Source organism: Mycobacterium sp. 852002-30065_SCH5024008 (assembly GCF_001665645.1).
In the GTDB taxonomy this organism is placed as follows: Bacteria; Actinomycetota; Actinomycetes; order Mycobacteriales; family Mycobacteriaceae; genus Mycobacterium; species Mycobacterium paraffinicum.
In genome coordinates this window covers 47,537-74,068 of sequence record NZ_LZSZ01000084.1, presented here as the reverse complement: position 1 = coordinate 74,068, position 26,532 = coordinate 47,537, and the positions used below count along the sequence as shown (strand labels likewise).

The 26,532-nt window shown below is 66.6% G+C and carries 31 protein-coding genes; 18 read left to right on the top strand and 13 right to left on the bottom strand.

Going from position 1 to position 26,532, the window contains the following annotated elements:
• Window positions 1-6: 6 nt before the first annotated feature.
• Window positions 7-2,925, bottom strand: a complete 2,919-nt coding sequence (locus A5781_RS10965; protein ID WP_067204871.1) for an RND family transporter — start codon at window positions 2,923-2,925, stop codon at window positions 7-9.
• Window positions 2,922-3,353, bottom strand: coding sequence for an MmpS family transport accessory protein (locus tag A5781_RS10960; RefSeq protein WP_067204868.1), 432 nt, complete (start codon window positions 3,351-3,353; stop codon window positions 2,922-2,924). Before A5781_RS10960 ends, A5781_RS10965 begins: the two co-directional genes overlap by 4 nt.
• A gap of 234 nt (window positions 3,354-3,587) precedes the next feature.
• Here A5781_RS10960 and A5781_RS10955 point away from each other — a divergent pair, with 234 nt between their 5' ends.
• The 4 genes from A5781_RS10955 to A5781_RS10940 all read left to right on the top strand — a co-directional run bounded on the left by A5781_RS10955 (window position 3,588) and on the right by A5781_RS10940 (window position 5,795).
• Entirely contained in the window at window positions 3,588-3,872 is a 285-nt protein-coding gene (locus A5781_RS10955) for a metal-sensitive transcriptional regulator (protein WP_067204865.1), read from the top strand.
• Window positions 3,873-3,901: 29 nt separating this feature from the next.
• The gene (locus tag A5781_RS10950) at window positions 3,902-4,516 is read left to right on the top strand and encodes a DsbA family protein (RefSeq protein WP_067204863.1); all 615 of its coding nucleotides are present in this window, start codon (window positions 3,902-3,904) and stop codon (window positions 4,514-4,516) included.
• Window positions 4,517-4,589: 73 nt separating this feature from the next.
• On the top strand, window positions 4,590-4,988 hold the full coding sequence (locus A5781_RS10945; protein WP_067204860.1) for a DUF302 domain-containing protein: 399 nt from the start codon (window positions 4,590-4,592) through the stop codon (window positions 4,986-4,988).
• A 351-nt stretch (window positions 4,989-5,339) separates the two neighbouring features.
• Complete coding sequence (locus A5781_RS10940) at window positions 5,340-5,795, top strand: MaoC family dehydratase (RefSeq protein ID WP_067204857.1); 456 nt, start codon at window positions 5,340-5,342, stop codon at window positions 5,793-5,795.
• 89 nt (window positions 5,796-5,884) lie between these two features.
• Here the strand turns inward: A5781_RS10940 and A5781_RS10935 are convergent, their stop codons facing one another.
• Window positions 5,885-7,222, bottom strand: a complete 1,338-nt coding sequence (locus tag A5781_RS10935) for an acyl-CoA dehydrogenase family protein (protein WP_156624544.1) — start codon at window positions 7,220-7,222, stop codon at window positions 5,885-5,887.
• A gap of 39 nt (window positions 7,223-7,261) precedes the next feature.
• Window positions 7,262-7,960 carry a GAF and ANTAR domain-containing protein gene (locus tag A5781_RS10930; protein ID WP_067205030.1) on the bottom strand — a complete coding sequence of 233 codons (699 nt, stop codon included), beginning with the start codon at window positions 7,958-7,960 and terminating at the stop codon, window positions 7,262-7,264.
• Window positions 7,961-8,063: 103 nt separating this feature from the next.
• Here A5781_RS10930 and A5781_RS10925 point away from each other — a divergent pair, with 103 nt between their 5' ends.
• On the top strand, window positions 8,064-8,504 hold the full coding sequence (locus A5781_RS10925; RefSeq protein ID WP_197503784.1) for a cation diffusion facilitator family transporter: 441 nt from the start codon (window positions 8,064-8,066) through the stop codon (window positions 8,502-8,504).
• Here the strand turns inward: A5781_RS10925 and A5781_RS10920 are convergent.
• A complete protein-coding gene (locus tag A5781_RS10920) occupies window positions 8,501-9,598 on the bottom strand; it encodes a F420-dependent hydroxymycolic acid dehydrogenase (RefSeq protein ID WP_067204854.1) in 1,098 nt (365 codons plus the stop codon). The two genes, A5781_RS10925 and A5781_RS10920, sit on opposite strands and share 4 nt — an antisense overlap.
• A 66-nt stretch (window positions 9,599-9,664) precedes the next feature.
• On the opposite strand from A5781_RS10920, the gene A5781_RS10915 reads away from it, so the two are divergent.
• Together A5781_RS10915 and A5781_RS10910 are read left to right on the top strand one after the other, a co-directional pair.
• On the top strand, window positions 9,665-10,270 hold the full coding sequence (locus A5781_RS10915) for a GNAT family N-acetyltransferase (protein WP_067204851.1): 606 nt from the start codon (window positions 9,665-9,667) through the stop codon (window positions 10,268-10,270).
• Between the two features lie 47 nt (window positions 10,271-10,317).
• Window positions 10,318-10,722 (top strand): hypothetical protein, encoded by a 405-nt coding sequence (locus A5781_RS10910; protein WP_067204848.1) that lies wholly within the window; start codon window positions 10,318-10,320, stop codon window positions 10,720-10,722.
• A gap of 40 nt (window positions 10,723-10,762) precedes the next feature.
• Here A5781_RS10910 and A5781_RS10905 read toward each other — a convergent pair whose 3' ends face one another.
• On the bottom strand, window positions 10,763-11,410 hold the full coding sequence (locus A5781_RS10905) for a TetR family transcriptional regulator (RefSeq protein ID WP_197503788.1): 648 nt from the start codon (window positions 11,408-11,410) through the stop codon (window positions 10,763-10,765).
• Window positions 11,411-11,506: 96 nt separating this feature from the next.
• On the opposite strand from A5781_RS10905, the gene A5781_RS10900 reads away from it, so the two are divergent.
• The 4 genes from A5781_RS10900 to A5781_RS10885 are packed head-to-tail and all read left to right on the top strand — an operon-like array spanning window position 11,507 to window position 15,359.
• Window positions 11,507-12,610, top strand: coding sequence for a ferredoxin reductase (locus A5781_RS10900; protein ID WP_067204844.1), 1,104 nt, complete (start codon window positions 11,507-11,509; stop codon window positions 12,608-12,610).
• A 26-nt stretch (window positions 12,611-12,636) separates the two neighbouring features.
• Complete coding sequence (locus A5781_RS10895) at window positions 12,637-13,743, top strand: acyl-CoA desaturase (RefSeq protein ID WP_067204841.1); 1,107 nt, start codon at window positions 12,637-12,639, stop codon at window positions 13,741-13,743.
• 51 nt (window positions 13,744-13,794) lie between these two features.
• Complete coding sequence (locus tag A5781_RS10890; RefSeq protein WP_197503781.1) at window positions 13,795-14,319, top strand: SRPBCC family protein; 525 nt, start codon at window positions 13,795-13,797, stop codon at window positions 14,317-14,319.
• A complete protein-coding gene (locus tag A5781_RS10885) occupies window positions 14,319-15,359 on the top strand; it encodes an LLM class flavin-dependent oxidoreductase (protein WP_067204838.1) in 1,041 nt (346 codons plus the stop codon). The genes A5781_RS10890 and A5781_RS10885 overlap by 1 nt, the downstream gene beginning before the upstream one ends.
• An 11-nt stretch (window positions 15,360-15,370) precedes the next feature.
• Here A5781_RS10885 and A5781_RS10880 read toward each other — a convergent pair whose 3' ends face one another.
• A complete protein-coding gene (locus A5781_RS10880) occupies window positions 15,371-16,483 on the bottom strand; it encodes a DUF1214 domain-containing protein (protein ID WP_067204835.1) in 1,113 nt (370 codons plus the stop codon).
• Window positions 16,480-17,055 (bottom strand): TetR/AcrR family transcriptional regulator, encoded by a 576-nt coding sequence (locus tag A5781_RS10875; protein ID WP_067204833.1) that lies wholly within the window; start codon window positions 17,053-17,055, stop codon window positions 16,480-16,482. Before A5781_RS10875 ends, A5781_RS10880 begins: the two co-directional genes overlap by 4 nt.
• Before the next feature lie 28 nt (window positions 17,056-17,083).
• Here A5781_RS10875 and A5781_RS10870 point away from each other — a divergent pair, with 28 nt between their 5' ends.
• A complete protein-coding gene (locus A5781_RS10870; RefSeq protein WP_067204831.1) occupies window positions 17,084-18,319 on the top strand; it encodes a sulfotransferase in 1,236 nt (411 codons plus the stop codon).
• Window positions 18,320-18,348: 29 nt separating this feature from the next.
• Window positions 18,349-19,239: an alpha/beta fold hydrolase gene (locus A5781_RS10865; RefSeq protein ID WP_067204829.1), complete on the top strand. Its 891-nt coding sequence runs from the start codon at window positions 18,349-18,351 to the stop codon at window positions 19,237-19,239.
• A 62-nt stretch (window positions 19,240-19,301) separates the two neighbouring features.
• Here the strand turns inward: A5781_RS10865 and A5781_RS10860 are convergent, their stop codons facing one another.
• The 3 genes from A5781_RS10860 to A5781_RS10850 form a co-directional block, all read right to left on the bottom strand.
• Complete coding sequence (locus tag A5781_RS10860) at window positions 19,302-20,345, bottom strand: zinc-binding dehydrogenase (protein ID WP_067204826.1); 1,044 nt, start codon at window positions 20,343-20,345, stop codon at window positions 19,302-19,304.
• 4 nt (window positions 20,346-20,349) lie between these two features.
• Entirely contained in the window at window positions 20,350-20,562 is a 213-nt protein-coding gene (locus tag A5781_RS10855; protein ID WP_067204823.1) for a molybdopterin-binding protein, read from the bottom strand.
• 96 nt (window positions 20,563-20,658) lie between these two features.
• Window positions 20,659-21,270: a TetR/AcrR family transcriptional regulator gene (locus A5781_RS10850; RefSeq protein WP_067205023.1), complete on the bottom strand. Its 612-nt coding sequence runs from the start codon at window positions 21,268-21,270 to the stop codon at window positions 20,659-20,661.
• Between the two features lie 130 nt (window positions 21,271-21,400).
• On the opposite strand from A5781_RS10850, the gene A5781_RS10845 reads away from it, so the two are divergent.
• The gene (locus A5781_RS10845; RefSeq protein WP_067204820.1) at window positions 21,401-22,726 is read left to right on the top strand and encodes a cytochrome P450; all 1,326 of its coding nucleotides are present in this window, start codon (window positions 21,401-21,403) and stop codon (window positions 22,724-22,726) included.
• An 11-nt stretch (window positions 22,727-22,737) separates the two neighbouring features.
• Here the strand turns inward: A5781_RS10845 and msrA are convergent, their stop codons facing one another.
• On the bottom strand, window positions 22,738-23,250 hold the full coding sequence (gene msrA, locus A5781_RS10840; protein WP_046185495.1) for a peptide-methionine (S)-S-oxide reductase MsrA: 513 nt from the start codon (window positions 23,248-23,250) through the stop codon (window positions 22,738-22,740).
• Window positions 23,251-23,322: 72 nt separating this feature from the next.
• Between msrA and A5781_RS10835 the strand changes: the two genes are divergently transcribed.
• The 4 genes from A5781_RS10835 to A5781_RS10820 are packed head-to-tail and all read left to right on the top strand — an operon-like array spanning window position 23,323 to window position 26,127.
• Entirely contained in the window at window positions 23,323-23,829 is a 507-nt protein-coding gene (locus A5781_RS10835; protein WP_067205020.1) for a nuclear transport factor 2 family protein, read from the top strand.
• Window positions 23,826-24,851 (top strand): NAD-dependent epimerase/dehydratase family protein, encoded by a 1,026-nt coding sequence (locus tag A5781_RS10830; RefSeq protein ID WP_067204817.1) that lies wholly within the window; start codon window positions 23,826-23,828, stop codon window positions 24,849-24,851. Before A5781_RS10835 ends, A5781_RS10830 begins: the two co-directional genes overlap by 4 nt.
• A 20-nt stretch (window positions 24,852-24,871) precedes the next feature.
• Window positions 24,872-25,687, top strand: a complete 816-nt coding sequence (locus A5781_RS10825) for a class I SAM-dependent methyltransferase (protein ID WP_067205016.1) — start codon at window positions 24,872-24,874, stop codon at window positions 25,685-25,687.
• 59 nt (window positions 25,688-25,746) lie between these two features.
• Complete coding sequence (locus A5781_RS10820; protein WP_067204814.1) at window positions 25,747-26,127, top strand: DUF427 domain-containing protein; 381 nt, start codon at window positions 25,747-25,749, stop codon at window positions 26,125-26,127.
• On the opposite strand, the gene A5781_RS10815 is transcribed toward A5781_RS10820, so the two are convergent.
• Window positions 26,124-26,522 carry a nuclear transport factor 2 family protein gene (locus A5781_RS10815; RefSeq protein WP_067204811.1) on the bottom strand — a complete coding sequence of 133 codons (399 nt, stop codon included), beginning with the start codon at window positions 26,520-26,522 and terminating at the stop codon, window positions 26,124-26,126. The genes A5781_RS10820 and A5781_RS10815 overlap by 4 nt on opposite strands.
• Between the last annotated feature and the right edge of the window lie 10 nt (window positions 26,523-26,532).

Here is a 26,532-nt window from a genome sequence, read left to right as displayed (position 1 = left end):
TGGTCTTTACCTCGCCGTCGACGCCATCGCTTTTTCGGGCTTGGTGATTGGCGCGTCGGCCTCCTCGCCGAGCAGGAGGGAACGAACGAGGCGACGGGGTCCGAAGGGCCGCAGCATGGCGCTGGCGGGGCGGGGCCGCACGCGCATCGGCCACCAGAACCAACGCCCCAGCAGCGCCGCGATCGACGGCGTCATCAACGAGCGCACGATCAACGTGTCGAACAGCAGGCCGAGACCAATCGTGCTGCCGGCCTGGCCGATTGAGCGCAGGTCGCTGGCGACCATCGACATCATGGTGAAGGCGAAGACCAGACCCGCCGAGGTGACCACGCCACCCGTCCCGCCCATGGAGCGGATGATGCCGGTCTTCAGTCCCGCTCCGATCTCCTCCTGGAACCGGGAAACCAGCAGCAGGTTGTAGTCGGATCCGACCGCCAGCAGGATGATCAGCCCGAATACCGGTGCGATCCAGTTCAATTCCAGTCCCAACAGGTGTTGCCACACCAACACCGAGAGCCCGAAGGCGGCACCCAGCGAGAGCAGCACCGTGCCGACGATCATTAGGGATGCGACCAGCGCACGCGTGATGATCAGCATCACGACGAAGATCAACGTCAGCGCCGCGAGCCCCACGATCAGCAGGTCGTAGTGGGAGCCCGACTGAATGTCGCGGTAAATTGCCGCCGTGCCCGCGAGGTAGAACTTGGCGCCCGTCAGGGTCGTACCCTTCACCGCTTGATGTGCGGCGGCCAATTCCGGCATGACCGCGGAGATGCCCGCCGGCGTTGCCGGGTCCGCATCGTGGGTGATGATGAAGCGGGCGGCCTTGCCGTCCGGCGACAAGAACAGCTTCAGCCCGCGCTGAAAGTCAGGATTCTGGAACGCTTCTGGCGGCAGGTAGAAGTAGTCGCCACTGCGGGAAGCGTCGAAGGCCTGACCCATCGCGCTCGCTGTGTCCGTCATCTGCGCCATTTGGGTGACCAGACCGGAGAAGCTGCTGTGCATGGTGAGCAGAGTCCCCTGCATCGACTGTGCGACGGCGATGATCGGTGGGAATTCGGCGAGCATCTGGGGCAATATCGCGTCGACGTTGTTCACGTCATTGATCAGCGTGCTCATGTTCTCGCTGAACTTGTCCACACCATCGATCGCCTCGAACACCGACCTCGCAGCCCAGCACACCGGGATGTTGAAACAGTGCTGTTCCCAATACAGATAGCTGCGGAACGGGCGAGCGAAATCGTCGAAATCCGCAAGGTGGTCGCGCATCTCGTCCAGCGTGGCCTGCATCTCGTGCATGTCGCCGACCATGTGATGGGTGGCGCCGCTCATCTGCCCGACCAAGCCCTGCATCCGCTGCATCGAGACGATCATGGCGCCGAGGTCGTCACTCATCTTGAGCATGTCGTCGGTGCGGTCCCGCATGAACTGCAGGTTCTGCTGGATCGGGATCGATTGGGCGCTGATCTGGAAGGGTATGGAGGTGTGCTCGATGGGGCCGCCCAGCGGCCGGGTGATGCTCTGCACCATCGCGATTCCGGGCGAGCGAAAGATGTCTTTGGCAAGCCTGTCGAGGATGATCATGTCGCCGCTGTTCCGCATGTCGTGATCGCTTTCGATCATCAGGATGTCGGGATTCATTGTGGCGGCGCTGAAATGGCGCTCCGCGGCCGCATACCCGACGCTCGACGGGAGGCCGCGGGGTATGTAGAAGCGGTCGTTGTAGCTGACCTTCATGCTCGGCATGATGAGAATGCCGACGATCGCGATGACCAGCGAGGCCGCGAAAACCGGGCCGGGCCAGCGCACGGTGGCGGTGCCGATGCGCCGCCAACCGCGCGTCTTGATCATCCGTCTCGGGTCGAGCAGGCCGAACCGGGTTGCCACCGCAACGACGGCGGGGGCCGCGGTCATCGCTCCCGCCACGACGACGAGCAGGCCCAAGGCGGACGGAATGCCCAGCGCCTTGAAGTACGACAGGCGCGCCAGGTGCAGGCAGAACGTGGCACCGGCGATCGTCAATCCCGAGCCCAAGATGATGTGCGAGGTACCGCGAAACATCGTGTAGTAGGCGGTTTCTCGGTCTTGACCGGCCTGACGCGCCTCCTGGTAACGCCCGATGAGGAAGATCGCGTAGTCCGTGCCCGCCGCGATCGCCAACGAGGACAGCATCGCAACGACGAAGGTCGAGAATCCCAACAGCTCATTGTTTCCAAGCAGCGCGACAAGCCCCCTGGCCGTGCCCATCTCGAAGCCGACCATGACCAGGACCAGAAGAACCGTGCTGACGGAACGATAGGCGATGAAAAGCATGATCATGATGACGACACCCGTGACGCCCATCATCTTGAACATGCTCTTGTCGGCGGCCTCGTTCATGTCCGTGGTCAGGGGGCCCGGACCGGTGACGTAGACCTTGAGTCCCTTGGGGGGCTCTGAATTGTCGACGATCTTCCGCACCGCGTCGACGGACTGGTTGCCCATGGTGCTGCCCTGGTTGCCGGCCAGGTTCAGTTGGACGTAGGCGGCCTTGCCGTCGCGGCTCTGGACACCCGCGGCGGTGAGTGGATCTCCCCACACGTTCTGGACGTGCTGGACGTGCTTGGGGTCGGCCTGCAGCTTGCGCACCAAGGCGTCGTAGTAGCGGTGCGCCTCGTCGCCGAGCTGCTTATCGCTCTCCAAGACGATCATCCCGGTGCTGTCGGAGTCCGACTCGTGAAAGGTTGCGCCGATGCGCTTGGCGGCGATCATCGCCGGAGCGTCCTGGGGCGACATCGTCACCGCGTGGTTCCTTGCGACCGACTCGATCGGCGGCACAAGCACGTTTAGGGCGACGGTGAGTAATAGCCAGCCGATGATGATGGGCCACGCGAACCTGCGGACGAATCGCATGAATTTCGGACGGGCGTCGGTGTCGGTGTTCATGCGGCCTTCACCAGACAGGAGGTTTGGGCGTGGCGCCCGGCCGAGGAGCGCTGGTCCTTGACCACACCGTTGACGGTGATGCGGCACCCGATGTCGTCGCTGTTGCCTTGCGCCACCACGCTGGCGATCACGGCGGGCACCGTGGTGGTGACCGTGAAGGTCCACGGCAGCGTGGTGAAGTCCACCTGTTCCGGCTGCGCGTTGTTGTCGAGGTAGCTCACGGTTCCCGTTGTGCCGCTGGGGCCGTAGACCTCGTAGGTCACTTGCTTGATGTGTGAGGGTTCGAGTGGTTCGGCGCTACGGCCCGTCGCGGTAAAAATCGCGTCGGATCCGAAGACGCCGCGGAGCCGCTCGACGGCGATGCCGCCGAGGGCGACTGCCACCACGACGACCAGCGGCACCCACGCCCGTCTGAGAAACGTGGACACTGACGTTTCCTTCCCTCGTGACCTGGTCGTTCTGGTACGGAGTCTCAGCCCGCATCGCCCCTGCGAATAGGGCCGTTTGGCCCGCACCTGAGGGCCAGCGGGCACACGTTGCACGTGATCGCGTGCCTGGTACCCACGTGTCGCGGCATGAACCGTAGCTCAATTCGTACCATACCCCCCCGGGTATTATCAATCGGTCTCGGTATACCCCCGTGGGTATGGTATGAAGGAGTCATGGCAAACGAAGTTCACGACCCCGGCGACATGGACGCCGTCCTGGCCCGGTTGCGTCGGGCGCACGGTCAGCTCGGCGGCGTCATCGCGATGATCGAGCAGCGCCGCAGCTGTAAGGACGTCGTTACCCAACTGGCCGCGGTATCACGGGCGCTGGATCGCGCCGGCTTCAAGATCATTGCCTCGGGGCTGCGCGACTGCATCGCCCGACCGGAGGGTAGTCCCACCGACGGGCCGGCCGTGTCGATCGATGAGCTGGAAAAACTGTTCCTGAGTCTGGCCTGACGGGCCGGTGCCGACGAAAGGGAAGCGCAATGAACCCCGCTGAAAGCGGTCGAGCCGGATCGGCGGTCACACTCTGGTTGGACCCGGTGTGCCCGTTTTCGTGGAACACCGCACGGTGGCTCCGCGCCGTTGCCGAGAAGACCGGCATGGCTGTCGATTGGCAGCTGATGAGTTTGGCGGTGCTCAACGAGGGGCGAGAACTCCCGGCCCCTCAGCAGGCCCGCATGCGCGACTCGCAAAAAGTTGGCCGGCTGATGGCCGCCATCGCGCGCGAAAACGGCGCCGCCGGGTGGACCGCCGCGTACTTCGCGTTTGGTGAACGGTACTTCGACGGCTCCGAACCCCTTGACGACAGTCTCGTCGCCCACGTTTTGACCGCGGCCGGTGCGCGAGACACCACCGCCGCGGTCACCTCGGACGCATCGCTGGACGAAGTCGTGCGACGCGGACACCAGGCGGCGCAAGACGCGCTCGGCGAAACCGGGGGGAGCCCGATCCTGCGGATCGACGGGCATGCGTTCTTCGGGCCGGTCCTGACCGCGTTGCCCGACGCCGCGGACTCGATCGCGCTGTTCGATGCGGTCGCCACCTTGGGTGCGGTTCCGCAGTTCACCCAGCTGCAACGCCCGCGCACCGCGGGTTAGTTGTGACCAGCCGGCTGCGAATTACCTTAGCGCCGAACGAAATTCCGGGTAGATCGAAACCGAGGAGGAAGAAATGACATCAGGATTGACCGCCACGTTGCACACCTCGTTTGAGGAAGCGGTGGAGCAGACCACCAAAGCTCTGGCCGAACAGGGTTTCGGAGTGCTGACCACGATCGACGTTAAAGCCACGCTGAAAAACAAGCTCGGGGAGGACATGGAGGACTATGTGATCCTCGGTGCCTGCAACCCGGTGCTGGCGCATCGCGCGCTGGGCATCCACCGCCAGATCGGCCAGTTACTGCCGTGCAATGTCGTGGTGCGGACCGATCCCGCCGAAAACGATGCGGTTCTCGTCGAAGCGATGGATCCGCAACTCATGGTGAAGGTGACAGGCGAGCAGGGGGCCCTGCAGGAGGTCGCGGATCAGGCCACCACCAAATTGCAGGCCGCGATCGGCGCACTTCGGTAGCCGATCCGCCGAGGTGCAGGGGAGTCAGCCTTGCTGGCTCCGCGCTTCGGCACCCGTTTCCCCAGCATCGAAAGAATCGTCGGAACCAGCCGCTCCCACGTACGAGCCGTCGGCCTCTCCGGCCGCGGCGCGTGACCGAGACTCGTGAGCCTCCGGTTCGACGTCGGACTCTGTCTTGTGGCCCTTCGGCTCTCCCATTTGCTCCCCTCCGGTGCGGGTCTTGACTTCCGACGGGGTTCCCCGTGCATGCGCCGCCAAACCAGATCGTGCGTGCTGCGGTGGCCGGGATGGCTGATCCGGCACGAGGACCTCGGCGCTATTCTTAGCGCCCGGAGTCAAGGAGGAACCTCAATGCGCACCTTCGAATCAGTAGCCGAGCTCGCGGCCGCTACCGGCGAAACCATCGGCCACAGCGACTGGGTGACCATCACCCAGGAAGATGTCAATCTGTTCGCCAACGCGACCGGCGATCACCAGTGGATCCACGTCGACCCGGAACGCGCCGCCGCCGGTCCCTTCGGCGGGACGATCGCCCACGGTTTCATGACCCTGGCCCTGTTGCCGCGCCTGCAGCACCAGATCTACACGGTCAACGGCATCAAGCTCGCAATCAACTACGGCCTCAACAAGGTTCGCTTCCCCGCCCCGGTGCCGGTCGGCTCCCGGGTGCGCGCGCAGACGTCACTGGTCAGCGTCGACGACGTCGGAAACGGCACCGTGCAGGCGACCATGTCGACCACCGTCGAGATCGAGGGCGCGCCCAAGCCGGCGTGTGTGGCCGAGAGCATCGTCCGCTACGTGTCGTGACCTACTACCGCGAAACCTAAACCACGGCGGCCCTTTACGGCGTGTCGTCGCCAAGGTTTAGGTGTCGTGAGGCGCCCAGGCGAGCCGGGTCAGAACTCCGCGACGGAATGCTCGAGCCGCTCGGCCAGCCGCGCCTGGGCTTCCGCGCGCCGGGTGGGTATGTGCGCGGACGGGAATGGCGTTGTAACCGGCTGGTATTCGCGCAAGGTGCGGCGGGCCACCGTCATCTTGTGCAGTTCGGTGGCGCCGTCGGCGATGCCCAGCGACTCGGCCGCCACCATCATCTTGACGAACGGCATCTCGTCGGAGACGCCGAGCGCACCGTGCAGGTGCATGGCCCGTTGCACGACGTCGTGCAGCACCTGGGGCATGGCCACCTTGACCGCCGCGATGTCGCGGCGCACCTTCTGGTAGTCGTGGTGCTTGTCGATCAACCACGCGGTGCGCAACACGAGCAGCCGGAACTGTTCGATCTGAATCCAGCTGTCCGCGATCTTCTCCTGGGTCATCTGAAAATCGGACAGTCGCCCGTGGCGCGTCTTTCGGGACACGGCACGCTCGCACATCATGTCAAAAGCGCTGCGCGCCAACGCGATCGTGCGCATCGCGTGGTGAATGCGCCCACCACCGAGCCGGGTCTGCGCGATCATGAACGCCTGACCCTCACCGCCCAGCACGTGATCGGCCGGGACGCGCACGTCGGTGTAGCGGACATACCCGTGGCTGGCGCGCGCCGACGATTCTGCTCCCACGCCCACGTTGCGGACGATCTCGATGCCCGGTGTCTCGGCCGGGACGATGAAAAGGGACATCTTGTCGTACGTGCGCGACTCGGGGTTCGTCACCGCCATGACGATGAAGAACGAGGCGTGCTTGGCGTTGGTGGAGAACCACTTCTCCCCGTTGATCACCCAGTAGTCGCCGTCGCGGGTAGCGGCGGTGACGAACTGTCCGGGATCGGAACCGCCCTGCGGCTCGGTCATCGAATAGCACGAGGTGATCTCGCCGTCGAGCAGCGGCTGCAGGTAGCGGGCCTTCTGTTCGTCGGTCCCGAACATCGCCAGGATCTCGGCGTTGCCCGAATCGGGCGCCTGGCAGCCGAACACCGACGGCGCCCAGCGGGAACGGCCGAGGATCTCGTTGAGCAGCGCGAGCTTGACCTGGCCGAAGCCCTGGCCGCCGAGCTCTGGCCGCAGATGCGCGGCCCACAGGCCCTGATCCTTCACCTGCTGCTGCAACGGCCGCAGGATCGCCATCATCTCGGCGTTCTTCTTGTCGTAGGGGTCGAGAGCGACCAGATCGAGCGGTCCGAGCTCGTCGACCATGAACTTTTCGACCCAGTCGAGCTTTGCCTGATATTCCGGGTCTGTTTCGAAATCCCACACGGTGGCCACCCGTTCCCCGGCGCCGCGTCGCGCCGGACTCATCGATGAAGCCACCCCATCGTAAATGGCGGCGGCGGGGAATCAGTCGTCGCTGCGAGTATCGATGACGCGCTGCGCAACGTCGACGAGCTTGGCCTGGCTCTCCTGGGACAGGCGGCGCAGTAGGTCGAAGGCGCGCAGCTCGTCCACGCCGTAGCGCTCCATGATGATGCCCTTGGCCTGACCGATCCGGTCTCGCGTCGACAGCGCCGATTGCATCTGCTGCCCGTGGCGCCCGGCCATGATCGCGGAGGCGGCGTGTGCGGCGAAGACGGTGCCGATGGTCTCGGCCTCGGTATCCCATGCGCCCGGCCGGAAGCTGAACAGGTTCAGCGCGCCGGCCGTGCGCTCCGCGGTGTACAGCTTGAACGAGAGGCTGCTCAGCACACCGCGTTCCACGGCCGCCGGCGCATAACGGGGCCAGCGTGGTTCCTCGCGGAGGTCGTCGGTGCGCACGATCGTTTCCTTCAGCGCGGCGTCGTGACAGGGACCCTCACTGAAGTCGTGCTGCAGCTTGTCGAGCTGCGCAACCAGGCTGTCGGTGTCCGCGACCGACTCGAAATCTCCGCCCCCCTTGATCAGCAGCACGCCGGCAATGTCGGCGCCCGGTATCAGCTCCACCGCGGCGGCGGTCACGTCGGCGAGCACCTGACCGAGGTCGCGTGGTGCGGCGATGTCGCGGGCCAGTTCGGCCATGCGCCTCGCCAGCTCGTGCTGGGAACTCGGGTCCGATAGGTCCATAGGCGGGATTGTCCATGATGTACCCCGTTGCGTCACGCGGGCATCCTCCCGCGGCGCCCGTCGGCCGGCGTTCATCCGGAATTCGCGCATCCCGGAGCCGCCCGTGGTGCGCCTCGAAGACAGCGCCGCGCTGCTCGGTCTCGGCGTAGCGCTTGCGGGCGTGACACTCACGGTGGTCACGGGAAACCCGTTGTGGGACGCGGTCAGCACGCTGGGCATCGGGGCGCTGCTGGCCGTGATCGCCGTGGTTTTGATCGTCGAGACGCACAGCCTGTTGATCGGCGAGGGGGCAACGACCAACCAGTGCAAGATGATTCGGTCGGCCCTGCAGCGGGCCGAGCACGTCGACAACGTCCTTGACCTGCGCACCCAGTACCTCGCCCCGGACCAGATGGTGGTGGCCGCCAAGGTCGTGATCGGCCCCGAGCGGGAATTCGCGGTCGCGGCCGATGTGATCAGAAACGCGGAGGCGCGCATTCGGGAGGCGGTGCCCGCGGTGCGCGTCGTCTACATCCAGCCCGAGGTCGAGCCCAGGTCCGTCTAGTGCAACTTGGGCAAGACGTTGGTGCGGTAGAAGTCGATGGCCGTCAGCGGATTGCTCTGGGGGAAATGCAGAAACGGCACGGCGCCGGCGTCCAGGACCGCTTGCACCGCCTTGATGTGGGGGGCGGGGTCGGTGCCGACGGTCCAATTGGCCAGCACCTTGTCGATGGGATTGACCGCCGCGGCGCGCTGTATTTCGACCGGATTCGGCTGGTCGACGGCGCCGGCGGTGAAGCGCCATAGGCTGGCGGCCGTCGTCGCCTCGGTGTTATCGCCGACGACAGCGAACAGCTCCGCGCGCTTGCCCAGGCTGCCCGGGTCGCGGCCGGCGGCCTCCGCGCCGGCGCTGAATGCGGCCACGAGTGCGGGGTTCGTGACATCCCGGGCCTGACCGATCCAGCCGTCACCGTATTGACCGGCCACAGCCGCGCTCTTGGGTCCGCTGGCCGCCACGAAGATCGGTGGCGGTGTGGACGGTGTGTCGTAGAGCTTCAGCGCGTTGGTCTGAAAGTACCGGCCGGTGAACGAGGTTCGCGATCCGCTCCACAACTGGCGGATCAAGTTGATCGCCTCGACCAGCCGGTCGTGGCGCTCGGCGTATTTGCCGAATGTGTTGGTGGTCGCCTGTTCGTTGAGCCGTTCCCCGGTGCCGACCCCCAGGAATACCCGGCCGGGGCTGAGGATCGCCAGCGAGGCGAACGCCTGTGCCACCACTGCCGGGTGATAACGGTACGTGGGGCAGGTGACCCCGGTGCCGAACGCGATGCGGCTGGTGGCGTTGCCCACCAGCGCCAGCGTCAGCCACGGGAACATCGAATGTCCCTCGTTGTCCTGCCATGGCTGGATGTGGTCGCTGGCCCAGACATACTGAAAGCCGGCCTGTTCGGCCGCCTGCGCCTGCGCCACCAGCTGGTCGGTGCGGAACTGTTCGTGCGAGAGGACCACGCCCACCCGCTTTACCGCGGGCGGTGGCGGGGCGGCGGGACCGGCGTGGTCATTACCCGGGCGCCCACAGCCGGCGGGTAGCCCGGCTGTGCCGAGCATGCCCGCACCGGCGGCCATCCGCCCGAATGCGCGACGCGAAACGCCGGTCACCGCCCCAACGTACCCGCCGCTCCGGTCATGACACCCGGACGTGGCTCACCCGCTAGCCTGACTCGGGTGACTCCCCAGCCACGCCCGGCGCGCAAGGCCGATGTGCGCGAGCTGTCGCGCACCCTGGGCCGGGCCTTTTACGACGACCCGGTGACGACCTGGCTGCTGCCCGACCCGAAGGACCGGGCCGCCAACCTGCACCGGTTGTTCGCAACGATGACCCGCCACCACCATTTGGGCTGCGGCGGCGTCGAGGTGGCCTGCGACGGCCCGGACATCGGCGCGGCGGCCCTGTGGGATCCGCCGAATCAGTGGCGCGAGACTCGCCGGGGCGAACTGGCGATGATTCCGACGTTTCTGCGGGTGTTCGGCCTTCGTACCGCGAGGGCCCGCGGCCTGCAGGAGCTCATGAAGCGCATGCATCCCGAAGAGCCGCATTGGTATCTCGCCGTGATCGGGAGCGACCCCTCGGTCCGCGGGCGGGGCTTCGGGCAGGCGTTGATGCGGTCGCGGCTGGATCGCTGCGACGCCGAATACTGTCCGGCCTACCTCGAGTCGAGCAAGCCCGAAAACGTGCCGTATTACGAACGTTTCGGCTTCGCGGTGACCCGCGAGATCGTGGTCCCCGACGGCGGTCCCACGATGTGGGCGATGTGGCGGTCGCCCCGCTAGGGGCGGGTCGCGTTTAGCCCCCCGATCCGGCGGGCAACCGTTCCCGCATGAGCGAAGACCCCCAAGCCGACGAGCTGGTGGACCCCGCGGACTTCCCCCAGGAGGGCGGCCCCGGGGACATGTTGAGCGCGAGCGAAGGCACCGACTCCGACGAGTTGCACAACGACGACGGCGACATCGTCGTCGACCCGCCCGAGGGCTGGAGCGAAGCGAACCGGTTCGGCATGACCGCGCGGGAAGAGCGCGAGGGCGAATCGCTGGATGCCCGGCTGGCGGAAGAGGAGCCGGACATCTCGCCCGACTTCCCCGGGGAAGGTGGGGACGCGCTCGCCGACGGTCCTCCTGGACGCGCTCATCGGGGCCAGATCGATGGCGCGCCCGAAGACGGCCAGTCGCTGTATGAGGTCGTCGATGAGAACGGGGCGCCGGACTTCACCCAGACGACGGAGTGAGGTAGCCAGTGTCCGACTGTTCACTCCGGGTGCGGTGCGGCTAAGGCTTGCTCTTCCAGCCGGCGATGCCGATGGCGATCATCCGCAACTGCTTGACGGCGAGCCGCCGAATGTCTTCCAGCGTTTCGGCGCTCTGCGAATCCTCGATCGCCTCCGCGATGACGATCATCGCGTTGACGAACAGGGTCGCGAGTACGTTGAGATCCTCGGTGGTCCACTCGTGCAGCCGTGGAAAGCGCGCCAGGTCGGTGGCCAACTCGGACGTGATCAACCGGATCTCGGTGCGGATGGCATAGCGCAGCACGCTGAGCCCGCTGTTGCGTTCACGAGCAATGAATCGCCAATGTTCCCGCCGCTGCGCCACACTGGCGACCAGGATTTCGACGGATGATTCGATCACCCGGTTCGGGTCGAGCTTGCCGGCACGCGCGTCACGCAGGGTGTCGCGCAAACTTCGGAATGACTCGTCGATCAAGACCAGCCCAAGGGCCTCCATCGACTCGAAGTGGCGATAGAAGGCGGCCGGCACGATCCCGACCTCACGGGTCACCTCGCGCAGGCTGAGACTGGAAAAGCTGCGGTCCTGCAACAGCTTGAGTGCCGCGGCGATGATTGCGCGACGGGTCGCCTCCTTGCGCTCCTCACGCGACCGACTTTCGCGCGAGCGCTCGCGACCAGAACCGCGCACCCGTGAGCTAGGAGTACGGCTGTTCACTGTGTGAAGCCTACCACAGACCTGCGGAAACGCTTGACTGACCGGGGGGTATGGCCCCACGGTGTACATATGTTCACTCAAACCGCTCAGACTTCGGGTCGAGCCCTCGCTCGGACTTTTCGGAAGCGAGTCTTGGGTTCAGACCTTCTCGACCTGCTCACCGGCCCGCACGGCGTCGACCGGTACACCGAGCTGGTGGCGCCGACCTGGACGCTGGGGGAGGCCCGCGCCAAGGTGATCGACGTGCGCCGCACCACCGCGCGCAGCGTCACCCTCACCCTCGCTCCGAACGACAGCTTCACATCCGCCCATACCGTCAAAGCCGGGCAGTACGTCAACCTTGCCGTCGAGATCGACGGCCGCCGGCACACCCGCTGCTATTCCCCGGCCAATGCCGAGGGGACCGCCCACCTCGAGCTGACGATCGGGCAGCACGACGGCGGGCTGGTTTCGAACCACCTGTACGAACACGCCCGCCCCGGCATGGTGTTCGGTTTGGCCGGCGTCGGTGGCGACTTCGTGTTGCCGGAGCCGGGGCCGCAAAGACCGCGTCGGATCTTGTTCGTTTCCGGTGGAAGCGGCATCACCCCGGTGATGGCCATGGTGCGCAGCCTGGTCGCCGAGGGGCACCCCGGCGAGATCGCGTTCATCCATTACGCCCGCAACGCGGGCGAGGCGTGCTACCGCGACGAGCTCGCGACGCTGCCCGGGGTCCGGGTGCTGCATGGCTACACCCGAGCCGAGGGCGGCGACCTCGCCGGCCGATTCGGCGCCGCGCATCTGGCCGCCGCGATGCCATCACCCGATGCGGTGTTCGTCTGCGGGCCAACGCCTTTGGTCGATGCCGTCCGAAACCACTGCGACAACGTCTACACCGAGAGCTTCGTACCACCATCCTTCGAAGCGCCGGCCAATCCCTCGGGCGGGCGGGTTACGTTCTCCGACAGCGGGGTCGATGTCGTCGACGACGGACGTCCCCTGCTGGAACAGGCGGAATCGGCCGGCCTGTCACCCGAGAACGGCTGCCGGATGGGCATCTGCCACACCTGCACACGGCGGAAGACCACCGGCACGGTGCGCAACCTGATCACCGGCGCGGTCTCGACCGGCCCCGACGAGGACGTTCAGATCTGTGTGTCCGTCCCGGTCGGCGATGTGGACCTGTCGCTTTAGTCCCAACCAATACTGGAGGAAAAGCCATGACACAGAACAAGATCAACCTGACCCCGGAACAGGCCGACGCATTCGGCCGCGAACTGGATGCCATCAGGGAACGCGTGATGGCCAGCCTCGGCGCGGAGGACGCCGACTACATCCGCCGCGTCATCAAGGCCCAGCGCGCGCTGGAAGTCGGCGGCCGCGCGCTGCTGTTCCTGCCGCCGGCCTGGCTGCTGGGAACCACGATGCTGGGGTTGTCGAAAATCCTGGACAACATGGAGATCGGCCACAACATCATGCACGGCCAATACGACTGGATGCGTGACCCGAACATCTCCGGCCGGTCCTTCGAGTGGGACACCGCGTGCCCGGCCGATCAGTGGCGCCATTCGCACAACTACATGCACCACACCCACACCAACATCGTGGGGATGGACCGCGACATCGGCTACGGCATCCTGCGGATGAGCGAAGACCAGCGCTGGCAGCCGTACTTCCTGGGCAACCCGCTCTACGCCTTCTTGTTGATGGTGCTGTTCCAGTACGGCGTCGCGCTGCACGAACTGGAAACCGAGCGAATCCGCTCGGGCGAAATCGAGCTCGCCGACAAGCGTGAGGTGCTGCGCGCGATCTGGAAGAAGACGCGGCGGCAAACGCTCAAGGACTACGTGGCCTTCCCGTTGCTAGCCGGTCCCTTCGCGCCGTTCGTCTTCGCGGGCAACCTGTCGGCCAACCTGATGCGCAACGTCTGGTCCTACATGATCATCTTCTGCGGCCACTTCCCGGACGGCACCCAGGAGTTCACCGTCGAGGAGACCAAAGACGAGTCGCGCGGCCAGTGGTACTTCCGCCAGGTCCTCGGTTCGGCAAACCTCACCGGTGGCAGGCTCTTTCATCTGCTGTCCGGCAACCTGTCCCACCAGATCGAGCACCACCTGTTCCCGGACATGCCGGCGCGGCGTTACGCCGAGATCGCGCCCGAGGTGCAAGCGATCTGCGAGCGCTACGCAATCCCCTACAACCGCGGCCCGCTGCTGCGTCAGTTCGGCACCGTCGTCCGCAAGATCGTCCGGCTCACCTTCCCGGACTCGGTCCTGCGCAAGGCCGGCCCCGACCGGTCGGCCGATCAGGTGCCCGCGGCCGCCTGACAGCCGCCCACGACCCCGCACGTGATCCGAGTATTCACGTGCGGGGGCACAATGGGCTGCGTGGAGTGGACCGGCGCGCGGTACGCGGACAAACCGACGGTGGAGGCATCGACGTGGATCGATGCCGATCCGGTCCGGGTGTGGAGCCTGGTCTCCGACATCAAGCTCATGCCGACGCTCAGCAACGAGCTGCAGGCGGTGGAGTGGGCCGACGGCGCCGACGGCCCGCGCGTGGGCGCCCGCTTCGTCGGACACAACGAGCACGACGCGTTCGGGCAATGGACCACCACCTCGCAAATCGTCGCGTGTGACGAGCCGCGCGAATTCGCCTGGGCCGTCGGGGAACCCGACAACCCCGCGGCGATGTGGCGGTTCCGGCTGAACTCCCGCGATGGCGGCACGGCGCTGAGCTACTGGATGCAGATGGGCCCGGGACGTTCGGGGTTGTCGGCGGCCATCGAATCGATGCCCGACAAGGAACAGAAGATCGTGTTCGTGCGGATGCGCGAGTTCGAGGCGGCGATCGGCAAGACGCTCGCGGCGATCAAGAGACTGGCCGAGCACGGGGTGCGCTGATGCGCACCGCCACCACGGTCGAGTTGTCGAGCGCCGGCCGGGACACCGCAACCTTCGTCGTCGAGGCGGAGAAGCTGGGCCTCGATGTGTGCTGGGTGGCCGAGGCCTGGGGTTCCGACGCACCGTCGGCCCTGGGTTACCTCGCGGCACGGACCGAACGCATCCTGCTGGGCTCGGGCATCCTGCAGGTCGGCGTTCGATCGCCCGTCATGGTCGCGCAGACCGCCATCACGCTGTCCAACCTGTCGGGCGGGCGTTTCCTGCTCGGGCTGGGCGCGTCCGGCCCGCAGGTGATCGAGGGCTTGCACGGCGTCTCGTTCAGCGCGCCCCTGGCCCGCATCTCCGAAACCGTCGACATCGTGCGGCAGGTGTTCACCGGAGACAAACTCTCCTACTCGGGCAAGCAGTTTCAGATCCCGCTCCCCGGCGGCGAAGGGGTGCCGATGCGGTTGTCGACCCGGCCCGAGCATCCCATTCCGATCTATCTGGCCGCGCTGTCTCCGGCGATGCTGCGGCTGACGGGCCGGGTCGCCGACGGGTGGCTGGGCACCAGCTTCGTCCCGGAGGGTGCCGGCGCCGCCTACTTCTCGCATCTCGACGAGGGCCTGGCCGCCGCCGGCCGCGCGCGCGCCGACGTCGACATCTGCCAGGGCGCCGAAGTCGCGTTCGCCTCGGACGAGGACGAACTGCGCGCCATGGTCGCCGGCCGCAAGAAGGAGCTCGCGTTCAGCCTGGGCGGGATGGGGTCGTCGAGCACGAACTACTACAACCAGGCCTACAGCCGGCAGGGCTGGGCGGGCATCGCCGCCGAGGTGCGCGAGCGCTGGCAGCGGGGCGACCGCGACGGCGCGGCCGCGTTGGTCACCGACGAAATGGTGTTGGCCACTACGCTGATCGGCACCGAGGAGATGGTCCGCGCGCGGCTTGCGGTGTGGCGCGACGCCGGCGTGAACACCGTGCGGCTCTACCCGGCCGGCGACACGCTGGAGGCGAAGCTTCGCACGCTCGGCCGGGCCGTCGAGTTGGTTCGCGAAATCTAAGTGCCGGCGGGCTAGCTGGTGGCGGTGGGCGCCTGTGTCGCCTGCACCAGGTCCACCTCCGGCCGCGGCGGCACCTCGTCGGCGAGGAACCACCGGAAGGCGAGGTTGCCGCGCGGATAGCCCAGTGTGGTCAGCGAATTCGGGTGGCCGGTCAATTCGCGGGACAAGACGATCGTCACCGAGCCGTCGCTGTTGAGCGCGGCGCTGTGGCCGTTGATCGAACAGCGGGCGTCCGGCCCCTCGGGGGCGCCGAAGGTGGCCATGAATTGGTTCCACACCACCAGGTTCCAGAACCGGCAGGCGGGCGGCCGGTGCGTGATCACCAGCGCTTCGTCGTCAGCGAGCACAAAGCTGCCGTATGAGTAGCAGGCGTCGCGCGCCGACCAGCCGAAGTTTGCGTCGGGGACTTGATAGGGATCGGCGAATTGATTTGCCGCGTGCGCGGTTTCGTGCCCCAGGGCATGGTCGTCGTCGACGCGCGTCCCTACCGCCAGCGGCACGATGGCGAACATCGTGCGCAACCAGGTCGCGACCGCCCGCAGGCTCGCGGCGGTCTCGGCGTCGCCGTGCCGGATCGGCTCCGGATCGTCGAGCGCCTCGATCCACCAGGTGACGGGGCGGCCGGTCAGCGGGTCGGCCTGGTAGTCGCGGGTCATCAGCACGGCGGCGTCGGGGGTGGGGCCGAGTTCGAAGGCGAAGTTGCCGTCGGCGCCCACGTCGAGATCGCTGTCGCGGACGATCGCGACCACCCGGTCGGACCACGCGCCCGGTGACGGCTCGTTGTAGGCGGTCACCGAAAAGTACACGCTGTCACCGTGATTGCCACTGATGCGGTAGCGGCGCTTCGGATCGACCGGACACATGAAGTAGTAGGCGTCGGTGTTGTCGCCGCCCCAGCGGCGGTCGCGGCGGAACGGCGTGTTCACCGCGACGAACTGGGGCCGGCCGGGCTCGGGGAACAGGTAGGCGTCGAAGGCAACGCCGAGCGTGCTGGCGAGCATGCGGTAGCCGTCGGCGATGTGGCGGTCGTCGGTCACCGCCCGGTTGCCCTCCAGGAAGGAGCGGTCCAGGGTGCCCAGGGTGGCGAGCAGTTCCTGCCACGCGGCGGTCGTTTCGTGCGTCATGCGCGGATTCCCTTCAGGAGCAACGTGGTTGTGCGATCGACCCAGGCGTCATCGAGTTCACCGACACGGGTGAGCAAGCCCATCAGGGTGATGCCGGCGATGGCGTCGGTGAGTTCGGTGGCGGTCACGTCGGGCCGGACCTCGCCGCGGCCCGCGGCCCGCTCCAGCAACTCGGTCAGGCCGCCGCCGATGACGCCGGCGAATCGCTCCAGCAGCGCCGAGTGCAGGGTCGGGTCCGCGGCCATCTCGCCCACCAGGCCCGGCAAGGCCGCCCTGGCGGCCGGCGTCGTCAGGAAAGCCATTGAGCGACGGACCATTTCGCGTAGGTCCTCGGGCAGTGAGCCGGTATCGGGTAGCTCGGTCGAGACACCGATGGGGAACACCGCCTCATGGACCAGGTGCGCCTTGCTCGCCCAGCGCCGGTAGATCGCGGGCTTGCTGGTGCCGGCGCGTTCCGCGATCGCGGAGACCAAGAGCCCGGCATAGCCGGTTTCGGCGAGCAGGTCGACCGTCGCGCTCAGCACCGCGCCGTCGATGCGTGGGTCACGGGGCCGGCCAAAATCCACTACCATTACGAAACTGAGAGTAACATAAGTCGCCGTGACCGACGCCGTTCGCCTCGATGACCTCGCCGTGCCCCGCTTCAGCGCCGAGGCCCAACAACTGCTCGACATGATGGCCACGCTGGCGCCGGACTGCCCGCTGGATGCCGAGGCGTTGCATGCGAGGGCCGCCGCGGACACCGGCCTGGACGACTTCGGTGCGGACGACTATCGCGAACGGCTCGAGGTCTACCTCGCGGCGCTGCGCGACATCGACGGGCTGCACGAGGCCGGGGTGGTGAACTTCTTCGGGCAGCTGCTGCAGTTGCTCAAGAACCGGCTGCTGTTGACCGACCTGGTGCGCAGGCATCCGGAAATCGACGACATCGAGCTGCAACCGCCGGTGGTCATCGCCGGCCTGCCGCGCACCGGCACCACCCATCTGCACAACCTGCTGGCGGCGCCGCCCACCTTTCGCGCCATGCCGTACTGGGAAAGCGTCGAACCGTTTCCCTTGCCGTCCGAGGCCGGGGTCGAGCCGGATCCCCGCCGGGCTCGGATGGACGTCGCGGTCGGGCTGATCAACACGGTGATGCCCCACTTCCCGCTGATGCACGAGATGACCACCGAGCACGTCCACGAAGAGATCCAACTGCTCGCCAACGATTTGTCGACCATGCTCTTCGAGACGCTGGCCGACGTGCCCCGCTGGCGCGAGTACTACCAGGCTCACGACCAGACGCCGCACTACGAGTACCTCGCACGGCAACTCAGGGCCATGCAGTTCTTGCGGGGCGGACGGCGCTGGTTGCTCAAGTCGCCTCAGCATCTCGAGCAGGTGCCGGTGCTGACGCGTGTATTTCCTGGTAGCACCGTCGTTTTCACGCACCGTGACCCGGTGCCGGTGGCGCTGTCGATGATCGCGATGATCACCTACTCCGCACGCATGCACCGGTCACCGGTGCCCGTGGAACGGATCGCGGCGTCGTGGATCGACCGTCTCGAGCACATGCTCACCGCCCTGGTCCGCGATCGGGAGACCATCGGCCCGGAACGCTCGATCGACATCCGCTTCGACGACTTCATGGCCGACGAAACCGGCGTCGCCGAGCGGGTATACACATTGGCCGGCGAGCCGTTCACCGACGAAGTTCGAACGGCGATCGACGAGTACCTGGCCGGGCACCAGCGCGGCCGGTTGGGCAACGTCGCGACCTCCTGCGAGATGTTCGGCCTGGACGAGGCCGACCTGCGTCGCCGCTTCGCGCCGTACGTCGAGCGGTTCCTGGCCTAACCCGCGGCAGGCGGCTACGTTCTCACTTCATGGTCACTATGCCCGCGCTGGACGGTGTCGAACACAGGTACGTCGATCTCGGAAGCGGTGTGACGATCCATGTCGCCGACGCGGGACCGGCCGACGGGCCGGCGGTGATGCTGGTGCACGGCTTCCCCCAGAACTGGTGGGAATGGCACAACCTGATCGGGCCGCTGGCCGCCGACGGCTATCGCGTGCTGTGCCCCGACCTGCGCGGCGCCGGCTGGAGCTCGGCGCCCCGCTCGAGTTACACCAAGACCGAGCTGGCCGACGACCTGGCGGCCGTCCTGGATCGCCTCAACGTCCAGACGGTCAAGCTCGTCGCACACGACTGGGGTGGGCCGGCCGCGTTCATCATGATGCTGCGTCACCCGCAAAAGGTGACCGGCTTCTTCGGGGTGAACACGGTGGCGCCGTGGGTGAAGCGCGACCTGCGGGCGGTGCGCAACATCTGGCGGCTGTGGTATCAGATCCCGATCTCGTTGCCGGTCATCGGGCCGCGGATGATCAGCAATGTCAACTCGAGGGCGAGCCGTGTGCTCGGGTCCTGGGTGGGTGGCGGCTACGCGCTGCCCGAGGAGGACCTCCGCCTCTACACCGAATGCATGCGTCAGCCCGGCCACGCGGAGGCGGGTTCGCGGTGGTATCGCAGCTTCCAATCGGGGGAGATGCTGCGCTGGATGCGCGGCGAGTACGCCGACGCCCGCGTCGAGGTGCCGGTCCGCTGGCTGACCGGCACCGAAGACCCGGTGATCACACCCGACCTGACCGACGGATATGCCGACCACATCAGCGATTTCAAGGTGGAGCTGGTCGACGGCGTCGGCCATTGGATCGTCGACCAGCGTCCGGAGCTGGTGCTGGACCGGGTGCGCGCCTTCCTGCGCGACGAAACATAAACCGCTGCGCGCCGTTTCGCCGTGTTGTCGCAACTGGTTATGTGTCGCGGGAGAACGGCGCCTCAGGGCTGGACGAGGATACGGATGGGGTTGCCTTGTTGACGCTCGAGCATCTCGATGCCGTGCGCCACGTCTTCCAGGGCGACGATCTCGCTGATCGACCGTGAAAGGTCAAGGCGCCCAGCCGAAACCAGCTTCGCGAGGGTCTCGATGTCGACGTTCTGATAGCCCAGGTGGCCGAGCACCTGCTTGCGGGTCAAACCGAACAGGGAGGTGGGCCCGATGGTCGGCGCCTGCGCGCTCATGCCGACGCCCACCAGGCGGCCGCCCGGGGTGAGGCAATCGAGCCCCTGCTCGAACGTCGCCTTCAGCCCGACGGCGTCGAAGGCCACATCCAGCAGCCGGCCGCCGGTAACGTCGGCGATCTTGTTCCTGAGCCCGTCGTCGCGGGAGTCGAACGCGTAGTCCGCGCCCACGGCCAGGGCACGCTCCAGGACCGCGGGGTTGACGTCGACGGCGATGATCGGCACGGCGCCGACCAACCGCGCCAGCTGGACGATGTGGGTGCCGAGGCCGCCGACGCCCCACACGCCGACCGACTCGCCGACCGCCACCTTTCCGGTCCGGACGACCGCGCCGAACGGGGTGGACACCGCGTCGGCCAGGATCGCGGCCTGCTCCAGCGGAACGTTGTCCGGTACCCGGGTCAGGCCCGCCGCCTGCGCCAGGGTGTACTCGGCCCACGCTCCGTCGTAAGCGAACGCCATCAATTGGATCCGTAGGCAATTCACCACATCGCCGCGCCGGCAGTTCGCGCATTTCTGGCAGGGCCGACCGGCGGCAACCACAACGCGGTCGCCCTCGGCCCAGCCGGTCACCTCGGGGCCCAGCTTCGCGATGGTGCCCGACGCTTCGTGGCCCTGGATCACCACGGGGCGCTGCGCCGGGAAGGTGCCGTTGATAAGGCTCAGGTCGGAATGGCAGATGCCGCAGAAGGCGACCTTGACCAGGACTTCACCGGGACCGGGCTCCGGTATTGGAACGTCTTCGAGCGCAACCCTTTTGGTGTCCGCGTAGAAGCGCTCGGCGCGCATCGTCGTCGCCATGGGGTTAGTCGACGCCGATGGTGACTTCCGTGGACTTGATGAACACGGTTGCGGGCTGCCCGACCTTGAGGCCGAGATCGGTGGCGGCGTCCTTGGTGACGGAGGAGGTGATGACCTGGTCGCCGCCGTCGAGCTTCACCTTCACGATTGCCATCACGGTCCCGAGATCGACCTCGGTGATGGTTCCTTTGAGCTGGTTTCGGGTTGATAGCCGCATCGCGAGGTCCTCCGTCTGGGTTAGGCGTCTGCGGTTGACCCTAGCCCGGTGACGATGCAGGCCGGAACGGCCTGCGGTGGAGGTGGGCGATTCAGGTCAGTGTCGCGGGCCGAGCAGGGCTATGGAGGCGTCGACGGCCGGCTCGACGATTTCCCGCACCGGCTTTCCGTCCTCGACGGCAAGGGCGGTGAGTTCGCGCAAACCGCCCAGCAAGATGACCGCCAGCGCCGCGGTCAGCGGGGGCAGCTCGGCCCGCTGGAACCCGGGGCTGGCGCTGAGGTCGATCAGCAGGCTGGACAGCAGCTGTAGCCCGCGGCGCTGCACCGGGCGGGCGGCGGCACCGAGCGACGGAAGCTCCCGGATCCAGCTCAGCGTGATGGCCGGCCGGGACTCGATGTAGCCGACGTATGCCTCGACGGCCTGACGAATCTGCTGATGCCAATCGGCCTCGGGGTCGACCGCTGCCGCGATGAACGCGCCGAGCTTTTCGTTGTCGGACCCGAGCAACTCCAGGAAGCACTCTTCCTTGCTCGCGAACTGGTCGTAGAAGGTGCGCTTGGATGTCCGGGCGTGACGAACGACGTCGGCGACGGTGCTGGCGCGGTAGCCGCGCTCGGCGATCGAGGTGGCGAGGCCGTCGAGCAACCGGAGCCGGAACGGGTCGCCGAGGACCGCTTCGTCAGCCGTTGCTGTCGCCGCTGATGCCACCGCCGGCACCCCTTTCGGTCGGTACGGCACCCTTGTCAGGTCTGGTACCACAGAGTACCGTATTTTCGAAAGCATTGGTACACCGCGGTACCACCCCGATGCTCGGGGCAGATACGGGGAGCAGTCCGCTATGAGTGAAGTAGTCACCGCCTCGCCGGCCACCACCGCCCTCAGGTTGCCTCCCGCAACCCGGCTGCCAAAGCTGTTGCAGGGGCTGGGTTTTGCCGTATCACGGCGGGGGATGATTCAACGGCTGGCTCGTCGGCACGGCGATGCCTTCACCCTGAACCTGCCCATCTACGGCCGGGTCGTGGTGGTCGCCGACCCGCAGCTGGCCAAGCAGATCTTCACCACCAGCCCTGACGAGCTCGGCAACATCCAGCCCAACCTGAGCCGGCTGTTCGGCTCCGGCTCCGTCTTCGCGCTCGACGGGGAGGACCACCGTCGGCGACGGCGGCTGCTCGCGCCGCCGTTCCATGGCAAGAGCATGAAGAAGTACGAGGCGATCATCGAGGAAGAGACCTTGCGCGAGACCGCCGGCTGGCCGGAGGGTGAGGCCTTCCCGACGCTGCCGTCGATGATGCGCATCACGCTCAACGCCATCCTGCGCGCTGTCTTCGGGGCCGAAGGCGCCGAACTCGACGAGCTGCGCCGGCTCATCCCGCCGTGGGTCACGCTGGGCTCACGGATGGCGACGATGCCGAAACCGCAACGCAATTACGGGCGTTTCACCCCCTGGGGGAGGCTCGACGAGTGGCGCCGCCAGTACGACACCATCATCGACAGGCTGATCGAGATCGAGCGGGCCGATCCCAACTTCGACGAGCGCTCCGACGTGCTCGCACTGATGCTGCGCAGCACCTACGACGACGGCTCGGCGATGTCGCGCAAGGACATTGGCGACGAGCTGCTCACACTGCTGGCCGCCGGCCACGAAACGACCGCCTCCACGCTGGGCTGGGCGTTCGAACGGCTGACGCGGCATCCGGATGTGTTGGCCGCCCTGGTCGAGGAGGCCGACAATGGCGGCCAGGAGCTGCGACAGGCGACCATCCTGGAAGTCCAGCGGGCCCGGACGGTCATCGATTTCGCGGCCCGGCGCGTCTACCCGCCGCGTTATCAACTCGGGGAGTGGGTCATTCCCCGCGGCGAATCAATCCTGGTGAGCATCGCGCAGATTCACGAAAATCCCGACGTGTTCCCGAATCCGGAGCGCTTCGACCCGCAACGGTACGTCGGGACCAAGCCGTCGGCGTTCGCGTGGATCCCGTTCGGCGGCGGCACCCGCCGCTGCGTGGGGGCCGCGTTCGCCAACATGGAGATGGACGTCGTGCTGCGAACGGTGTTGCGCCACTTCACCCTTGAGACCACGGCGGCGACGGGGGAGCGGTGGCACGGCCGGGGCGTTGCCTACACGCCGAAGGATGGCGGCCGGGTCGTCGTGCACCGGCGCTGAGCCGGAGCTGCCTACTGGTCCGCGGTGGCCCGCCGCGGCAGTTTCCAGCCCGGGCGGATGTAGTGACAGGTGTACCCGTTCGGGTAGTGCTGCAGGTAGTCCTGATGCTCGGGCTCGGCTTCCCAGAAGTCTCCGGCGGGGCTGACCTCGGTCACCACCTTGCCGGGCCACAACCCGGACGCCTCGACATCGGCGATGGTGTCCAGCGCGATCCGCTTCTGCTCCTCATCGAGGTAGAAGATGGCCGACCGGTAACTGGGCCCACGGTCGTTGCCCTGGCGGTCTTTCGTTGTCGGATCGTGGATCTGGAAGAAGAACTCCAGCATGGTGCGGTAGTCGGTGACGGCCGGATCGTAGACGATCTCGATGGCCTCGGCGTGCGTGCCGTGATTGCGGTAGGTCGCATTCGGGACGTCGCCGCCGGTGTAACCGACCCGGGTCGAAACCACACCCGGCTGCTTGCGGATGAGTTCTTGCATCCCCCAGAAACAGCCGCCGGCCAGGATCGCTTTTTGGGTTGCCATTGCTCGTCCTCCTCACGGGCCACGATGCCGCCCAGGCTACACTCCGCCGATGAGCTGCAACGGTGCCGCGAAGTGACTCCCCGTTCGTTCTCCCGCACCGAACTGGCCGCAGCTTTCGAGAGGTTCGAGGAGACGGTCGCCCGGGCCGCCGAGACGCGCGACTGGGACGCCTGGGTCGAGCAGTACACGCCCGACGTCGAGTACGTAGAGCATGCGGCGGGCACGATGCGCGGCCGCGACGAGGTGCGCGAGTGGATCAAGCAAACGATGACGACCTTCCCCGGGAGCCACATGGTCGCGTTCCCCACGCTGTGGTCGGTGATCGACGAGCCCACCGGGCGGGTCATCCTCGAACTGGACAACCCGATGCGCGACCCTGGCGACGGCAGCGTCATCAGCGCTACCAACATCACGATCATCACGTACGCCGGTGACGGCCAGTGGAGCCGTGAAGAAGACATCTACAACCCGCTGCGTTTCCTCAAGGCCGGGATGAAGTGGTGTCGCAAGGCCCAGGCGCTGGGCACGCTCGACGAAGACGCCGAGAGATGGATGCAGCAATACGGAGGATCTCAGTGAGCACCAAACCCAAATTGGTCATCGGCGCCAACGGCTTTCTGGGTTCGCACGTCACCCGCCAACTCGTCGCGGACGGCTTCCAGGTTCGGGCGATGGTGCGCCCGAATGCCAACACCCGCTCCATCGATGACCTCGAGCTCACCCGTTTTCACGGCGACGTTTTCGATGACGCCACGTTGCGCGAGGCGATGGACGGTGTCGACGACGTCTACTACTGCGTGGTGGACACCCGCGCATGGTTGCGTGACCCCGCGCCGCTGTTTCGCACCAACGTCGACGGCCTGCGCAACGTTCTCGATATTGCCGTCAGCCAACCTGACCTGCGCAGGTTCATCTTCACGAGCACCTACGCGACGGTGGGCCGGCGGCACGGGCACGTGGCGACCGAAGACGACGTGATCAACCCGCGGGGACAGACCCCGTACGTCCAGTCCCGGGTGCAGGCCGAAGACCTGGTGATGCGGTACGTGGCCGAGGCGGGGTTGCCCGCCATCGCGATGTGCGTGTCGACGACCTACGGCGGCGGTGACTGGGGCGGCACGCCGCACGGCGCCTTCATCGCCGGCGCCGTCTTCGGCAAGCTGCCCTTCGGAATGAACGGCATCCAGCTGGAAGTCGTCGGCGTCGACGATGCCGCGCGGGCGATGATCCTGGCCGCCGAGCGCGGCCGCATCGGCGAGCGATACCTGGTCTCCGAGCGGATGATCGCGTTGAACGACGTCGTACGCATCGCGGCCGACGAGGCCGGGGTGCCGGCGCCGCAACGCTCGATTTCGGTCGCGATGCTGTACGCCCTTTCCGCGCTGGGCAGCCTGAAGGCCCGGCTCACCGGCAAGGACTCCGAACTCAGCCTCGCGTCGGTGCGCATGATGCGCGCCGAGGCCAACGTGGACAGCGGCAAGGCCAAGCGCGAATTGGGTTGGCAGCCGCGCCCGGTCGAGGAGTCGATCCGCGAGGCCGCCCGGTTCTGGGCCGCCATGCGCAATCCGCGAAAGACCAGCCCGGCCGCACAGCCCGAATAGGCGCCCGGCCCGTGGACCGAATACGCGTCGATCTCGAGGGGCCGCCGCAGACCATGCTGGCGACGCTGTATGCAAAGGCGATCGACGCTGATCTGCCGAACCCGATTCTGGGCGACCGTTATGCCAAGGAAGTCGTCGAGCGGATCGAGTACGACTGGACGAAGACCACTATCACCGCCCGCAATTCATCGTCGGTGACGACTCGCGCCGCGCACTTCGACATGTGGGCTCGCCAATTTCTCGACGCGCATCCGAGCGCCGTTGTCCTGCACTTGGGTGGCGGACTGGACGGCCGATATTTCAGGCTCCAGCCGAGCCCGCTGGTGGAGTGGTACGACGTCGACTACCCCGACGTCGCCGAACTGCGCACCCGGCTCTACCCCGCTGCCCCGCACTGCCACGTCGTCGCTGCGTCGGTAACCGATCCGGCCTGGCTGGCGGAGATACCCGACGACCGGCCCGCGCTGATGCTCGCCGAAGGCCTGACCATGTATCTGCGCGAACAGGACGGCATAGCGCTGCTGCAACGGGTCGTTGATCGCTTCGAACACGGCGAGCTGCAATTCGACGCGTTCAACCGGACGGGTATCAAGTCGCAATGGATGAACCCGGTGGTGCGCCGGTCCGGATCGAAGTTGAGCTGGGGCATCGACGGGCCGGACGAGATCCTCCAGGCGGTGCACGGCACTCGACTACTTTCCTGGGTGCGGTGGTTCGAATCCGAGACCTTCGAGCGACTTCCGCGGGTCTACCACGTGCTGGGCCGGGCCATGTCCTTGGTTCCGGCCATGGCCAATATGTCCCAATATCACCGCTACGCATTCGGGCCGCCCTGATCGGGAAGTGTAGGGCGCCGGCTCGTGTTGAATCCTTTATCGGCGTCTAGGAGGAGACCATGAGCCATCCCGAAATCAAAGAACCCAGTGCCGGCCACCCGATCACCATCGAGCCGACGAAGGGGCGGGTACAGGTCCGCGTCAACGGCGAGGTGGTCGCCGACACGGCGGCCGCGCTCGAATTGCGTGAAGCCACTTTGCCTGCGGTGCAATACATTCCGATGAGCGACGTGGTACAGGACCGGCTGACCCGCACGGACACCAGCACGTATTGTCCCTTCAAGGGCGAGGCCAGCTATTACAGCGTGACCACCTCGGCCGGTGACACCGTGGAGGACGTGATCTGGACCTACGAGCAGCCCTATCCGGCGGTCGCGGCGATCGCCGGGCATGTCGCGTTCTACCCGAACAAGGCCGAAATCAGCGTTTCTGCGTCCTAGAAGATCCACCCCGGCAGCGCGGCCTCATGGGCCCGGGTGTCGCTGTACATCCGCATCGAGACGATCAAGCCGTCGCGGGTGTCGAAGATGCAGACGAATGGGCTGTCGTACTCAACGCCGCCGGTGGTGGTGCCGCTGGCGTGCGCCTCGACCACCACGGTCTCTCCCTCGTTCACACACCGCACCAGGTCGATGGTCAGCTCGAGGTCCCGTTTGCGCCGCTCGATGGCTTGCCGGAACGCTTCCTTGTCGCACGAAGCGCGCGTGACGAGCGACCAGTAGGTGAAGTCGTCGCTGAGCAGTGAAAAGCCCTCGTCGAGGTCGCCCCCGTCGCTCGTATTCTGCAGGAACATCCAAGCCAGTTCGCCCTGCGGGTCATCGAACGGCGTCATCACACCGCAATAT